Source organism: Endozoicomonas sp. ALD068 (assembly GCF_049310145.1).
Lineage (GTDB): Bacteria > Pseudomonadota > Gammaproteobacteria > Pseudomonadales > Endozoicomonadaceae > Endozoicomonas_A.
The window spans coordinates 3,580,156-3,594,633 of the sequence record NZ_JBLYNU010000004.1; the positions used below are offsets into that span (position 1 = coordinate 3,580,156).

Consider the following 14,478-nt stretch of genomic DNA (forward strand, 5'->3'; position numbering starts at 1 on the left):
ACATAAGAGGTCTGTGGGCTCTTAACTTCTCAGGAAGTTGTACAAACCTGAAGCCGGGTTTAGTCTTTTAGCCAGTGCAACAAAGGTCTGATTATGATTAAAAGAATCACTATCGTGGGCGGAACCCATGGCAACGAGTTGATTGGGCCTAACCTGATCAGGAAGTTGGAACAGGACGGTAGTTTCAAACAGAGCGTCATTCCAGTAGATTATCTGCTGGCCAATGTTGAAGCTTATAAAGCAGTCAGACGATTTATGGATGCCGATCTGAATCGTTCCTTTACGGATGACATTCTCAACGGCGATGATGATTCGGTCTATGAACACCGCCGAGCCCGGAAAATCAATCAACTGCTCGGCCCCAAAGCCAATAATGACCGTTTTATCATCGATCTGCACAGTACCACCAGCAACATGGGAATGACGCTGATTATCAAAGATCAGGCCGCTTTCAACCTCAAAGCAGCATCCTATGTGCAACAACAGATGCCGGAAGTAAAAATCATTCTGAGTGACCGTGATAACCAATTCAGCCGAACGCTGAATAGCCTTTCCGACTACGCAGTGACCATTGAAGTCGGCCCTATTCCCAACGGCGTTTTGCGACACGATCAGTTTTCAGACACTGAATCAGTGATCCAACATCTGGTCGACTTCACCCAAATGCCAGAAAACGAACGGGACAATATCCGGCCCGCAAGCACCGAAGTTTATACCGTCAGGGATCGTTTTTTTTATCCCAGAGACGACGACGGACAAATATCTGCCATGGTTCACAGTGCTCTGCAGGACAGGGATTTTGAGGAGCTGAAGCCAGGCATGCCGATGTTTCAGAATATGGATGGCACAGTGACTCCCTATCAGGGTGAACCCGGATACCCCATCTTTATCAATGAAGCTGCGTACTATTACGAGAACACGGCTTTTGTCATGACAACCCGGAAAACGGTTGTTCCAGACGGTTAAACTCTTCAAGGCAACGATACACAGGCAGGCATTCCGATGTTAACCTTTAAGGGACGTCATGCTAGCATGCCGTCCCCTGAGATACTGTCCGACTGCTGGCACAATCTCTGGTCGCAGTTCATCAGCCTTGAGCTAAAACAGCCATGAGCTCAATAAAGAGTCCTGAGCCCGGAATGGAGAGATTATGACAAGACGCTTTCATACAGGGGCCATTCTCCCCCTGCTACTGATCACCGGTTTGCTGACAGCCTGCGGCTTTCAGCTGCGAGGCAAGGTCGATATTGCCAGTGAAATTGCCCAGCTGTCTGTCTCAGGAAGTGATCTGCCGTTTGTCAGGGAGTTAAAAAAAGCCCTGACGCTCAATGGTATTGAGATCACAGATAATGCCCACTATCACCTGCAAGTGTTGAGTCTGGAGCGTTCGACAGGCGATGAGATTCAAGCCAGTGTCGGTCAGTACGAACGCCTGCTGACCCTGAAAGCCACCTACCAGCTCAGCACTAATGATGGCCTGAAACTCTTTGACCCCATTGTGCTCTTCAACGAGCGCTACATGTTCCAGGACAAGAACCAGACCAACGCGGCCCTGAGCGAGGAAGCCATCATCTTTGATCAACTTCGTCAGGAGCTGTTGCTGACCACTGTTCGCAGAGTGGCTGCTATTTCCGGTGAAGTGCTTCGCCAGGAAGAAGTACGAGCCCGCAAAGCCCTCGAAGCCGAGCGAGAGGCGCGTGAAGCGGAACAATGAACATCAGACCCGACCAACTCGGCGCCCAACTCAAGCGACAACTCTGTGCTGTCTACATAGTCAGTGGCGATGAGCCCCTGCAGGTCTCGGAGTGCTGTGACCAAATCCGGCAAGCGGCAAGAAAGCAGGGGTTTACCGAGCGACACGTTTACCATGTCGACAATAACTTTGACTGGGGGGATTTTCTGGAAGCAGCAAACAGTCTCTCACTGTTCGCTGAAAAACAAATTCTTGAAGTCAGGATGCCCAATGGCAAGCCCGGTGATGCAGGCCGAAAAGCTTTTCAGGAATATCTGAAACATCTTTCTCCGGATAACCTGCTACTGATCATTACCGACCGGCTTGATAATGCCAGCCAAAAGGCAAAATGGTTCAAGGCCCTGGAACAGGAAGGACTGTTTATCCCGATCTGGCCTGTTGAACATGACAAGTTGCCGGGCTGGATTGCCCGACGTCTGAAAAGTCAGGGGTTTGAAGCCAGTCAGGATGCTCTTTCGCTACTTTGCGAACGCATTGAAGGAAATCTGCTGGCCGCGTCACAGGAAATTGAAAAGCTGAAGCTCCTGGCGGATGGCAAAAAGATTGAAGTGGAAACCGTCAGGGAAGCGGTTTCTGACAGTGCCCGCTATGACGTTTTCCAACTGGCTGATGCGGCCCTGAATGGTGACCCGAAGTCTGTGGTCAGAATACTCGGCGGTTTGAAAAGCGAAGGCATTGAGCCACCCATTGTGCTCTGGGCTCTGGCCCGTGACGTGCGACTGCTCAGCCACCTCAGCCGATTAAAATCCCGGGGCACACCGCCCAATCTGGCTTATGATCAGGCAGCCAAAACTCACGGCATGTCATCCTTTATTCTCAAGAAGCGTAAAAACCTGCTGGAAAAATGCATGGGTCGTCACAGTGAGCGTGCCTTTCGCCAGATGCTGATTCATACTGGCCATATTGACAAAGGTGTCAAAGGGCTTGAAAAAATCAACTGCTGGGATGAATTATTGACCCTGAGCCTTTTCCTGGCCGGTATGCCTGCTCCTCTTCAAGCCTGAATTTTATACCAATCGGTACGTTTTTAATGACATTAAACAGACAGCTGTGACCGTCAGACCTCTGGCTAAAAATAGTATTCAATCTCAGTCGGTTGACTCATTCTGCCTTTAATTAGTCGCTTATAATTTCCTATTGCACTAAATAAACCCACTTGCTAGACGCATTTGCAACAAGCGAACAACTTCTATAAAGGCTTCTATGGCAGGGCCGATGGTTCGAGAGATCCGAAACCGCGCACAGGAGTGTATGGATATGATTTTTCGAAACCTGCTGGGAGCAGCTGCTGCATTGCTGGTAGCAGGCTGTGCCTTCAACATGTCAAACCATAAAGGGGCCTATAACGAGAAATGGTCCAAAGCCAAGAACCTGACTAATGCAGGCGGCATGCTTGAACAGGTGTATGACCAGCAGTTACCTGCCGGAGCTTACAACAAGGAAGGCAAGCTGGAGGACTACAAACTGGGCAATATTTCTCACCCGGCCTATGGTGCTGCCAGCGGTGTGGTGGGAGTTAATGTCAAACCTTATGGCGCCTTTGAACGCTTTTACTGGGGATGGACGGTACCGGGTGCCAGCCATTATGATCACCACAGGTTATTTGCCTGGATGCCCATCGCCATGGCCGAGGATGAGATCGGAGCCAGGGAAACGATGGAGCTGATGCTGACCCGTTCCGCCCTGACCATCCTCAACGACATGAATTACAAGTACAAGCCGATCAAAACACCTTTCGAGCATAATGGTCTGGCTTTCAAGCAGTGGTACCTGGAACAGACCGGTGCTACCTGCTCTTTTGCCCGAATGAACTGTGTTCTGAGTCTGTATATCCCGGTTCCAACTGCTGTCGACCATGCGCCTTCATTCTCCTATTTCAGTATGGCGGGAGAGCCAGCCTGGTTTTTCTCAGCCCATGATGATAACGCTTTCCCCAGGCTGTCCATCACCCAGGGTGAAGGTTTGGAAAGCATCAGCGAGAATGTCTTTTATCAGAAGCTGAGTGCCCGTCTGCCAGGGTGGGTCTATTTCTACATGGCGCCCAAAGAGGTGGGTATCGGAGACGACAACAAAACCATCGCTTACCCCTATGTACTGGAGAAAGGCAAACCGTTGCTGTTCATTCGCCCCAACAAGTAGGTAAAAACGAAAAGCAAACCTCAAAATCACTGCTATAGTCTTTGGGATTTGCTGTTACAGCGGCGCAGTTGTCGGCCCATAAAGATCAGGCCCGCGCATCAGACAACGAGGAAGCTGTTATCAACAGGCTGTATTAAAAATAAGTCGGCGGACAAACAGTCCCTGAATGGAATGACTGATCAGAGTAAATCCACCTTGCCAGAAATCCAGGCTACACGAGGTCAGTTCAGTAGCAGACTGAGCTTTATTATTGCCGCTGCCGGCTGCGCAGTAGGTGTGGGAAACATCTGGAGCTTTCCAACCCAGACGGCACAAAATGGCGGCGCAGCCTTTGTTCTGGTTTACCTCTGTTTCTCATTCCTTCTTGCCTATCCCACACTGGTGGCCGAACTCACTATCGGCCGATACAGTCAATCCAACTCAGTGACTGCCATGACCGGTCTGGATAACAGGAACTGGGTCAAAAAACTGGGCTTGATCACCAGCATTATGGGATTGGTGACCCTGACTCTGATTTACAGTTTTTACAGCATTATCGGTGGCTGGTTTACTGGTTTCTCTCTGGCCCCGATCTTCGAATTGGGCGGCCTTCACGCGGCGGCCAGCTGGCTGACCGATTTTAATGTCTACTCAACGGCTCTGGTCACCCTGCTTTTCATGGTTCTGACCACGTTGATCGTCATCGGTGGGGTTAAAGAGGGCATAGAGCGCTGGTGTAACAGGCTGATGCCCGCCCTGTTTATTATTTTGTCTGTGCTCATTGCTTTCGCTTTAAGCCGACCCGGTGGTATAGAAGGTTTGAAAGTCTATCTGATTCCGGACTTTTCCAAACTACTGAACCAACAGCTTTTGATTTCAGCCCTGGGGCAGTCTTTCTTCTCTATGTCTCTGGGTGTGGGCTGCATGATGGTTTACGGTTCTTATCTGAGTAAAAAAGCCAACCTTCCACTCACCGCTTTCCAGGTTGCGCTGGTCGACAGCTCAGTGGCGTTCCTGGCTGGTATGCTGATCATTCCCTGTATGTTCGCTGCCATGCAGCAGGGTATCGAGATTTACACCGCTAACGGACAGCTCCACAGTGCTGACACGCTGGTTTTTAACGTACTGCCAACCTTATTTAATCAGCTGGGAATACTCGGGCAGCTGGTTGCGCTGGCTTTCTTCATGCTGCTAACGATTGCCGCGCTGACTTCATCGATTTCTCTGATAGAACCAACCGTAGCCTATATGGTTGAAAAGCTCAGTTTTCGTCGCCATTACGCCAGTTGGTGCATTACGGTGATCTCAGCCTGCCTGTCGGTTTTAATCATTTATCACATTGAGACGCTGCTGGGTCTGGCCGTTAAAGTCGCTACTCAGTATCTGCAACCTGTTTTGTGCTTCATGATTGCCATTTATGGCAGCTGGATCATGCGTCAGAACCGCCTGCTGAAGGAATTGAGTCAGGGCTTCCCTGAAATCCGGAAGAGCCTGTTCTGGAAGATCTGGCCCTGGTATATCAGGACGATTTGCCCGGGCCTGATTCTGATACTCTTCCTGAGCAATCTCTGATCTTCTTTTTAAAAATTTCCCGGAAAGCCTGCTAATAGCAACCGGGCTGAAAGAACAGGAAGAAGATTAAAAATAAACTCCGTCAAAAGCCAAAACTCTCTCTGACGGCATCGATACCCCCAGAATCATAAAGCGCATCCACTCTCTCTATGACGGCCTCGATATTCTCAGAACCACAAAACGTTTCCACTCTCGCTCTGACAGCCTCGATATTCTCAGAACCATAAAGTTCTTCCAGAGAAGAATCAAAGTTAGCATCGAACCATTCAGTGAAATCCTTCAGGTATTTTTCCCGTTTTTCCAGATATTTTATCCTCTCTTCTTCTTTTCTTCTCTCCTTCTCTTTCTCTTCGATGCTAAGCTCTTTTTCTTTATCTCTCTTTTCTGCCTTGTTTTGTATAGCTCCATGAACCTGCTCAGTGACGTTGGTATTAACAGTTGGCGGAAACATCGCCATCACAGCAGTTGACACTGCCACAACATAGTTTATTTGCATTCTGTCAAATATTGTGCCAAGGCTTAACATTGTGCACGTGAATTCACTTCTACCAATAAACGGTTTTTCTAATTGATTTGTTATGAACTTTTCTAAGGCTAGAAGAAATTTTTGAAACAATTCAGGGTTTTCATTTCCAGGGTTTTCATTTGAGGCGTTTAATACCCTTTTGAGTCTTATCTTTAATTCTAATTTTCTGAAAATCGTTACACAATGTTCAACCATGTCTTCATCCGTATCTGATTGGCTAAAACAACTCGGCATATTATCAACATGTGCGCTTACGATTTTTTTAAAGAGAAATTCAAGATTCAGGCTTGTGGCATACAAGAAACTCATGAACTGCATATTCGAGGCAACTGATTCAGGATCTTTCTCACCATATTCTTCTATAAGCATTAACATTTGTTCAGCTGATTCTACACCGTACTGATAAAGCGGTGTTAAATTTTTATTAACTTCAAAATTGAGCAGAGAGTAAGCAGCTAATAACATTGGGTCTGCTGATGCCTCAGAACTTTCAGCTTCTGGGGAACCACCCAATTGTTGCAAAATCTTAAGACGCATTTCTCCCAATAACTTAAGCCCAGAGAAGACGGAAGCAGACTCTTTAACATTTGCTTTTAAAACATCGTGATCGTTTATTGAGGCTAATGTACCTAAAAGGTCACGTTTTCCGGCATGGAGTCTCTCAATACCAGACAAGCCAGTGGCGTGAAACAGGAATGAGTCAAATAAAGCATGAGCCACCTGAGGGAGGCTTTCATTTGAATGGATGATTGTGTAGTAGCTCAACATCAAAATCGCCAGGTTCTGTTGATCTTCTGGCTTAGTCATATCGACAGGAGATTCGGTACCCATGATGTTAGTCAGAACGCCTATCATTGCATTCTGGTTACTGTCAGCCGAAATATGGAGAACTTGTTGTACTTGCTGAATCATGCTTGCAATTGTCAGGCTCTCATCGGGTGGGGTTATCGGGATATAGCTCAACATAGTGTTCAGGGTGTTGTTTTCAATTCCCGTATTCAATCCCAGGATAATGGCAGTAATTTGTGCATGATTCATTGGCGGGAGCGGAATATCCATTAAAGGCTGAGGCTGCTGCGCTCCAGCCCCGTCCGATGCTTCTGAACCCTCAGCTATTATTCCGCCTTGCTCATTTTCATAGTTCAATGCAAAGATAAGATGGGTGCTATTTGGGCTGGGTACAAAAGGAGGGATTTTCCCCGTATAAGCATTATGGTTAATTAAATCGTCCAGGAAGCCAGACCCTTTTGTAGTTTTTCCTCTGACAAATTCCTCCACCACAGGCATTGAAAAAGGACTTCCTGCCAGCAGTTTTGAACAGGGGCAAGCCATTATGATGAGGCCAAGGGAAGCAGCAGTTGGTAATCGAGCCATATAATTACCCATTGTCGTCTTTCTTGCCTAGTTTGAACACTACAGTAACGTAGTCCATCTATTGCAGCAGCGACAGATTTTCTGCACCCGCCAGACTTGACCTGATCACCCTTTTAACTCCGCTTTTAAATAGAAAAGGCGGATAACGGGCTCAACCTCATCTCTGAAAATGAAAGTCAGTAAGGATTAGTGCTTGAGCATGGGCTGGAGACCTGAAACTAAAATTCAGTTCCCTGTACGATTTCGAGCACTCGTAGTTTTAAAAGTGGCCAAATTTAAGAACGCTTGTATTAACTTGCACAGGCGCTATAGTTTATACCTGTGTATATACTTTTATTCGGAGCCAGTGGCCAGATGATCGTTCAAATTAAAAAATGGGGTAATAGCCTTGCTGTTAGAATACCTGCTAAGGCTCTTTCTATTTCAGGGTTAGGTGAAGGTTCCTGGTTGGAAGTAAATTCTTTAAAGGGTGAAATTCTCCTGAAGGAATCAAAGCCAAAGATGAAATACACCTTGGAGCAAATGTTTGATGGTTATGACGAGAACAGTTTTGAGCCTAGTCAGGAAGATAAGAGGCTGGCCCTTTGAGGTCAAAATTGATGGCGGAGATGTTTCAGGAGTTGCCCTTTGTGAACAGATCAAGTCATTGGACTACATTTCGAGAGAACTAGAATTCATAGAGAAAGCTGATCCTGATGCAGTTGAAGAAGCGATAGCCAAAATAGTGGCTATTTTCGATTAAGTCGGCACATCAATGTAAGCTCAGACTCATTGTCCTGGATTTTTTTGTTTGTTTACGACAGATAAAGTACACGACAAGCTCTATATAACATAGAGCTTGTCGTTCATGAGTCACTGTCAATCCAGGAGCGACACATCTCTGACAGCACCTTTATCGGCACTGGTCACCATAGCCGCATAGGCTTTTAATGACGCAGAAACCTTACGAGGCCGCTCTTTCAGAGGTTTCCAGGCTGCCTTGCCTTTCGCTTCCATCCGGGTACGACGCTCGGCCAGTTCTTCATCAGACAACTGTACGTCAATGGTACGATTAGGAATATCGATACGAACAATATCACCCTGCTCCACCAAACCAATATTGCCCCCCGCTGCCGCTTCTGGAGAAGCATGACCAATAGAAAGTCCGGAAGTACCACCAGAGAAACGACCATCGGTCAGGAGCGCGCACTCTTTACCCAAACCTTTGGATTTCAGGTAGCTGGTCGGATACAACATCTCCTGCATACCCGGACCACCTTTGGGACCTTCGTAGCGGACGATAACAACATCACCGGCTTCTACCCGACCTTCGAGAATATCACTGACTGCATCTTCCTGACTCTCACAGATATGTGCAGGTCCTTCAAAAACCAGAATACTCTCATCGACACCAGAGGTTTTTACTACGCAACCATCCAGAGCAATATTACCGGTCAGAACCGCGAGACCACCTTCATTGCTGTATGCATGCTCCAGTGTACGGATACAACCTGATTCACGATCATCGTCCAGCGTTGGCCAGCGAGTTTCCTGACTGAATGCCTGTGTCGTACGTATGCCGGCGGGTCCTGCCTTGAAGAATGTCAGTACCGATTCGTCACTGGTCTGTTTGATATCCCATTTAGCCAGAGCTGCGGCCATGGTTTCACTGTGAACCGTCGGGATCTCATTGTTCAACAACCCTGCCCGATCCAGTTCACCCAGGATGCCAAACACACCACCCGCACGATGGACATCTTCCATATGGTATTTCTGGATGTTAGGTGCCACCTTGCACAGCTGAGGCACCTTGCGAGAAAGGGCATCAATATCTTTCATGGTGAAATCGACACCCGCTTCCTGTGCAGCGGCCAGCAAATGCAGAATGGTATTGGTGGACCCCCCCATGGCTATATCCAGACTCATAGCATTTTCAAAGGCCTTATAGCTGGCAATAGAGCGAGGCAGAACAGACTCGTCATTCTGTTCGTAATAGCGCTTGGTAATATCGACAATCCGTCGACCGGCTTCGAGGAACAGTTGCTCACGATCGGCATGAGTGGCCAGCATGGAACCATTGCCCGGCAGGGACAGACCCAGAGCTTCCGTCAAACAGTTCATGGAGTTGGCGGTAAACATACCGGAGCAGGAGCCACAGGTTGGGCAAGCTGAACGTTCATACTCAGCAACAGTTTCATCGTCGGCATCCGAGGCGGCAATGACCATGGCATCGACCAGGTCCAGTCCATGCTGTGCCAATTTGGTTTTACCGGCCTCCATGGGACCACCGGAGACAAATATCACTGGAATATTCAGTCTCATGGCGGCATTGAGCATTCCGGGAGTAATCTTGTCGCAGTTGGAAATACAGACCAGGGCATCAGCAGTATGGGCATTTACCATGTACTCAACGGAGTCGGCAATGATGTCCCGGCTGGGCAGGGAGTAAAGCATGCCGTCATGGCCCATCGCGATACCATCATCGACGGCGATGGTATTAAACTCTTTGGCTACACCACCATGCTTTTCAATTTCTCTGGCCACCAGCTGTCCCATGTCTTTTAAATGAACATGGCCGGGAACAAACTGGGTAAAAGAGTTGGCTACGGCAATAATAGGCTTTTTGAAGTCATCATCCTTCATACCCGTGGCACGCCAAAGCGAGCGGGCTCCAGCCATATTACGACCGTGGGTCGAGGTTCTTGAACGGTATGCAGGCATGACTCTCTATCCTTTCTCTCTGATTCTTAATCCTGATGTTTGAGAAGCTCTCTGGAAACCAGGCTCTCTGATGTCTTCCATGGCGGATTCGGGATTATAACAGAATGATGGGAGCCTGATAGGCTCCCGACAGCCTCATAATGCAGAAGAATAATTAAGCTGCGTATTCTATCCGGCGACGATTATACTCCTCGACCATACTGTCGACGGCAGGCTGATCATATTCCCGCAGGTTGGCCAGAACCATGGTTTTCTTCCCTTCGCCCACAACTTTGTCACCTTCTTTGAAGACAAAGCCCAGGGTGACATTACCACGTTTGCCATTCACTTCCAGATGAGACGCTGAGGCCTCTATTACGGGGTCTTTCAGATCAATTGTGTCCAGATGTACCGACATGGTTTCGTAGATAACCAGAGGCCGCGCCACATTAATCATGACATTCTTCTCTTTCATCAGTGGCACCAGAACATGTGGGAAGTTTTCACCTGAGAACGCCACATAAGCCTTTACCAGCTTTGCAATCATGTCAGCATTGTTTGTTTGCTTGCCATCATGCTCAACCCGCAGGTATTCCTTCTCACTCTGGTCACAAATAATCTTGTCACCATTGTCGGCATCGGCAATCGACAGGGCAACGCCATCACTGACCATGCCACTGAAACTCACTTTCATATCAGGGTATAGCCCTTCAGAGCAGAGAATTTTGGCAAACAGAAGATCACCCGGAACACAAAACTTCTTGGTGTCGACATCATGCAGCGGGTTGAAGTCATTGGCGATATTCTTGGCAAAATCACTGGACTGCTGACGAGTGAATGAGAACTGGTTATTTTCCAGCTCAGTACAATATTGATCTAAAAACATAATGTTGTTCTGTTGGCCCGGTCTTTCAGATGAGTGACCAGAGCTCAATCCATTTCATATGGACTTGTATTTCCCCAGGGCAGTGAGAATCAAATATTGAAAACGGCCAGAGGGCTCGATCTATCTCTGGCGACTCACTGATATCATACGTCAAATCCGAATAAGACTACTGTTACTAAAACGTAGCCGTTTGTTTCAGCACTTCATATATTAATACAACCAATTGATTAATAAGCCATTTTAGTATCAACCCGGAAACTCAATTAAATTTCCGGGTTAGACCATGACTAGAAAAACTGCATGATCCATTGAGCTATCAGATCACTATCAGGATCGTCTTTCAACGAATCCATGCCCTTGCGCACTCTGTCCCCGGGAATCGCCTCCCGACGTGAATTCATCAAGTCCGCAGAGTAAGACTTGCTGAATTCCGGATGCCCCTGAATACTGATAAAAGAATCGCCATATTGCAGCATAAAATTGGGACAGAAATCACTGCAGGCGAGTACTTCAGCCGAAGATGGCAAACGAGTGACTTGATCCCTGTGACTGACCAGTAACTTGAAGTCCTCAACCGCAGGCTCCATCCAGCGGGTCTTTCGGGTGACGTGATTGTACGACATACCAACACCCCAGCCTTTGTCAGCCAGCGCTACTTGCCCCCCAAGACTGTTTGCCATGATTTGATGACCAAAACAAATACCCGCCAACTTGCAACGATCCTCGTACAGCCTTCTGATAAACCCTTCCAATAAAGCTATCCATGGAAAAGGATCATAAGCACTGTGACGACTGCCCGAGATAATCCAGCAATCACACTCATGGGTCGTTTCAGGAATCTCACCATCCACTACCCGGTAGGTGATCATCTGTATATCAGGTTCCTGCTTTCTCAACAGAGCCAGAAACATATCCGGATAATTGTTGTGAACCTTGCGCAGCTCGGGCGAAACATCATCACACAACAGCAAACCGACTTTCATCATAGATTTCCTCGAACCGCATTCTGGCCTATCTGCTGATATTCAGCCGCAGAAAAAGAGATTGGGTTTCCGGCTGCCGAAGGATCGGCAAACGCCATCCGCCCGACTTTATCCAGCTGGCTATCGTCGATTCCGATTTCAGCCAGTGTATGGGGGATTTCCAACTGTTCTCTGAGCCCTATCACCCAGTTGAAGAAAGCGTCAAAGCCCGGAGCAGGCAGGTCAAGGTAACGACTGAGGGCCGCCATTTTATGACCGATGGCGGCTCTGTTTGCCTTCAGAACATAGGGCATCAGAATGGCATTCAACAATCCATGATGAGCGTCGTATAAAGCCCCCAGTGGATGCGCCAGAGCGTGCATAGCACCCAAACCTTTTTGAAAAGCCGTTGCCCCCATGCTGGAGGCCACCAGCATCTGATGCCGGGCCTCAAGATCACTGCCCTGCGCCACTGCCCTGGGAAGATAGTCTTTTACCAGACGAATGCCTTCCAGTGCGATACCCTGGGCCATAGGATGATGGAAAGGCGAACAATAGGCTTCAAGATTATGGGAGAGTGCATCTATACCAGTCGCTGCGGTGAGTCCGGCAGGTAAACCACAGGTCAGTTCGGCATCAAGAAGCACGATGCCAGGAAGCATACCCGGGTGAAAAATGATCTTTTTCACCTGCTCATCCTGATGGGTGATCACGGAAGAACGCCCCACTTCCGAGCCCGTTCCGGCGGTGGTGGGCACAGCTACAACGGGCAACATTCCCTCTACATTGACTCTCAGGTAGTTATCACCCACATCTTCAAAATCCCAGATTGAACGACTCTGGCCAACCATCAGGGCAATAGCCTTACCCGCATCCAGGGCAGACCCCCCGCCAAAAGCGATCACACCATCATGGTCGCCTTCCTTACAGGCAGCGACGCCGGCTGAGACGTTCTCACCGGTTGGATTACCCTTGATTCCGGAAAACAGTCCACACCCGGTCAGAGCAGAGCTGACCTGTAGCCGGGCTTCCTGAATCATGGGCAACTGTGATAACCCCGGATCGGTAATAATGAGTGGGTTTCTCATCCCCAGTTCAATGCAGGCAGCAGGCAGATCTTTGATGCGGCCAGCGCCCGTTCGGATAGCTGTCGGGAAGTTCCAGTTAGCTGTGTACTGCTCAATGTTCATTAATGTACGTCTCCTTACTGCCTCAGCCGTGCTTGATGTGGAAAGATTTGGGTCGGGTCAGGGCATCAAAACCCAGCACCGACAGGGTGCAGCCCCGACCAGAGTTTTTAATACCTGTCCAGGCCAGAGCAGGGTCAAGATAATCACAGCGATTGACAAAGAAAGTGCCGGTTTGAACCTGACGACCCAACTCAACCGCCCGCTCAATATCCCGTGAGAAAATGGCGGCAGTCAGTCCAAATTCACTGTCGTTCATCAGGCTGAGCGCTTCTTCATCTGAAGAAACTTTTTGAATCCCTAAAACAGGACCGAAACTTTCTTCAGTCATCACCCGCATATCGTGATTTACCTGAGTCAGCAGCTGGGGTGCAAGATAGGGAGTGCCTGGCTCATCCTTGGGAAACAAGGCCGGATCGATATGAGCAACTGCACCCTGTAACACAGCTTCTTCCACCTGCCCCCTGACAAAGTCCGCAGGACTGCTTTTTACCAGAGGACCCAGAGTGGTTTCAGGATCATCGGGTCGTCCGAGGCGGTATTGCTGCACCAGAGCGACAGCCTTTTCAACAAATGCATCATAAACAGCTTCATGTACGTAGAGCCTTTCTATGCCACAGCAGGATTGACCGGAGTTAAAGAAAGCACCGTCTATCACCGTTTCTGTCGCTGCATCCAGGTCAGCATCCGCTCTGATATAAGCAGGATCTTTGCCACCAAGCTCCAGACCCATACCAATGAATCGTCCGGCAGCTGCCTTTTCTACTATCGCTCCTGCAGGAACTGAGCCAGTAAACGCCACATGCTTGATGGCATCACATTGAATCAGGTACTCGGTATTCTCATGGGACATGTGCAGATACTGAAAAAGCCCTTCAGACAGACCCGCTTGAAGAAAGGCTTCGACCATGCGCTCGGCACAGAGCGGGGTTTGAGCAGAATGTTTCAGAAGCACGGCATTACCGGCCAGCAGGGCTGGCATAATGCTGTTGATTGCGGTCAGGTAAGGATAATTCCAGGGCGCTATGACCAACACAACACCCAGAGCTTCCTTGCAGATATAACGGGTAAAGCCTTTTTTTTCAGGAATTGTGACGAGCTTCAGTGCTTCACTTGAAGCTTCAATCATGTAGCGGGCACGCTCTTCAAACCCTGCTACTTCTCCGGCAGAGTATTTGACTGGTCTACCCATCTGCCAGGTGATTTCACTGGCAATGTCGTCTTTCTGAGCGACAAAGTAATCCACAGCTTTGCTGCAGATGTTTTGTCGCTCTTCCAGAGCAGTACTTTGCCACTCAAGCTGAGCTTTCTCAGCCTTTGCCAACGCTTGATTAATGTCTAAAATATCAGACAGTGGACGTTCAGCAACCACCGAACCATCCACTGGTGAAAGGGTAATCTGTGTATTATTCATTGTTTTA

The 14,478-nt window shown here is 48.4% G+C and carries 13 protein-coding genes; 7 read left to right on the plus strand and 6 right to left on the minus strand.

Annotated elements, in window-relative coordinates; translation table 11 throughout:
- Nucleotides 1-93: 93 nt before the first annotated feature.
- The 5 genes from ACO6V5_RS12555 (at nucleotide 94) to ACO6V5_RS12575 (ending at nucleotide 5,443) form a co-directional block, all read left to right on the plus strand.
- Nucleotides 94-966, plus strand: coding sequence for an aspartoacylase (locus ACO6V5_RS12555; RefSeq protein WP_422412335.1), 873 nt, complete (start codon nucleotides 94-96; stop codon nucleotides 964-966).
- A gap of 184 nt (nucleotides 967-1,150) precedes the next feature.
- Nucleotides 1,151-1,714: a hypothetical protein gene (locus tag ACO6V5_RS12560; protein ID WP_422132722.1), complete on the plus strand. Its 564-nt coding sequence runs from the start codon at nucleotides 1,151-1,153 to the stop codon at nucleotides 1,712-1,714.
- Entirely contained in the window at nucleotides 1,711-2,757 is a 1,047-nt protein-coding gene (gene holA, locus ACO6V5_RS12565) for a DNA polymerase III subunit delta (protein WP_422132721.1), read from the plus strand. Before ACO6V5_RS12560 ends, holA begins: the two co-directional genes overlap by 4 nt.
- 253 nt (nucleotides 2,758-3,010) lie before the next feature.
- Nucleotides 3,011-3,892 carry a hypothetical protein gene (locus ACO6V5_RS12570; protein ID WP_422132720.1) on the plus strand — a complete coding sequence of 294 codons (882 nt, stop codon included), beginning with the start codon at nucleotides 3,011-3,013 and terminating at the stop codon, nucleotides 3,890-3,892.
- 171 nt (nucleotides 3,893-4,063) lie between these two features.
- Nucleotides 4,064-5,443, plus strand: coding sequence for a sodium-dependent transporter (locus tag ACO6V5_RS12575; RefSeq protein WP_422132719.1), 1,380 nt, complete (start codon nucleotides 4,064-4,066; stop codon nucleotides 5,441-5,443).
- Nucleotides 5,444-5,525: 82 nt separating this feature from the next.
- Here ACO6V5_RS12575 and ACO6V5_RS12580 read toward each other — a convergent pair whose 3' ends face one another.
- Nucleotides 5,526-7,343: a hypothetical protein gene (locus ACO6V5_RS12580; protein WP_422137334.1), complete on the minus strand. Its 1,818-nt coding sequence runs from the start codon at nucleotides 7,341-7,343 to the stop codon at nucleotides 5,526-5,528.
- 354 nt (nucleotides 7,344-7,697) lie between these two features.
- On the opposite strand from ACO6V5_RS12580, the gene ACO6V5_RS12585 reads away from it, so the two are divergent.
- A complete protein-coding gene (locus tag ACO6V5_RS12585; protein WP_422412338.1) occupies nucleotides 7,698-7,931 on the plus strand; it encodes an AbrB/MazE/SpoVT family DNA-binding domain-containing protein in 234 nt (77 codons plus the stop codon).
- A complete protein-coding gene (locus ACO6V5_RS12590; protein ID WP_422412340.1) occupies nucleotides 7,879-8,085 on the plus strand; it encodes a type II toxin-antitoxin system PemK/MazF family toxin in 207 nt (68 codons plus the stop codon). Before ACO6V5_RS12585 ends, ACO6V5_RS12590 begins: the two co-directional genes overlap by 53 nt.
- Before the next feature lie 116 nt (nucleotides 8,086-8,201).
- Here ACO6V5_RS12590 and ilvD read toward each other — a convergent pair whose 3' ends face one another.
- The 5 genes from ilvD to ACO6V5_RS12615 form a co-directional block, all read right to left on the minus strand.
- Nucleotides 8,202-10,043 (minus strand): dihydroxy-acid dehydratase, encoded by a 1,842-nt coding sequence (gene ilvD / locus ACO6V5_RS12595; protein ID WP_422412342.1) that lies wholly within the window; start codon nucleotides 10,041-10,043, stop codon nucleotides 8,202-8,204.
- Nucleotides 10,044-10,197: 154 nt separating this feature from the next.
- Nucleotides 10,198-10,908: a DUF3581 family protein gene (locus tag ACO6V5_RS12600; protein ID WP_422132714.1), complete on the minus strand. Its 711-nt coding sequence runs from the start codon at nucleotides 10,906-10,908 to the stop codon at nucleotides 10,198-10,200.
- Nucleotides 10,909-11,195: 287 nt separating this feature from the next.
- Nucleotides 11,196-11,894 (minus strand): glutamine amidotransferase-related protein, encoded by a 699-nt coding sequence (locus ACO6V5_RS12605; protein WP_422132713.1) that lies wholly within the window; start codon nucleotides 11,892-11,894, stop codon nucleotides 11,196-11,198.
- On the minus strand, nucleotides 11,891-13,060 hold the full coding sequence (locus tag ACO6V5_RS12610; RefSeq protein WP_422412345.1) for an iron-containing alcohol dehydrogenase: 1,170 nt from the start codon (nucleotides 13,058-13,060) through the stop codon (nucleotides 11,891-11,893). Before ACO6V5_RS12610 ends, ACO6V5_RS12605 begins: the two co-directional genes overlap by 4 nt.
- Nucleotides 13,061-13,082: 22 nt before the next feature.
- The gene (locus tag ACO6V5_RS12615) at nucleotides 13,083-14,471 is read right to left on the minus strand and encodes an aldehyde dehydrogenase family protein (RefSeq protein WP_422412347.1); all 1,389 of its coding nucleotides are present in this window, start codon (nucleotides 14,469-14,471) and stop codon (nucleotides 13,083-13,085) included.
- Nucleotides 14,472-14,478: the final 7 nt, after the last annotated feature.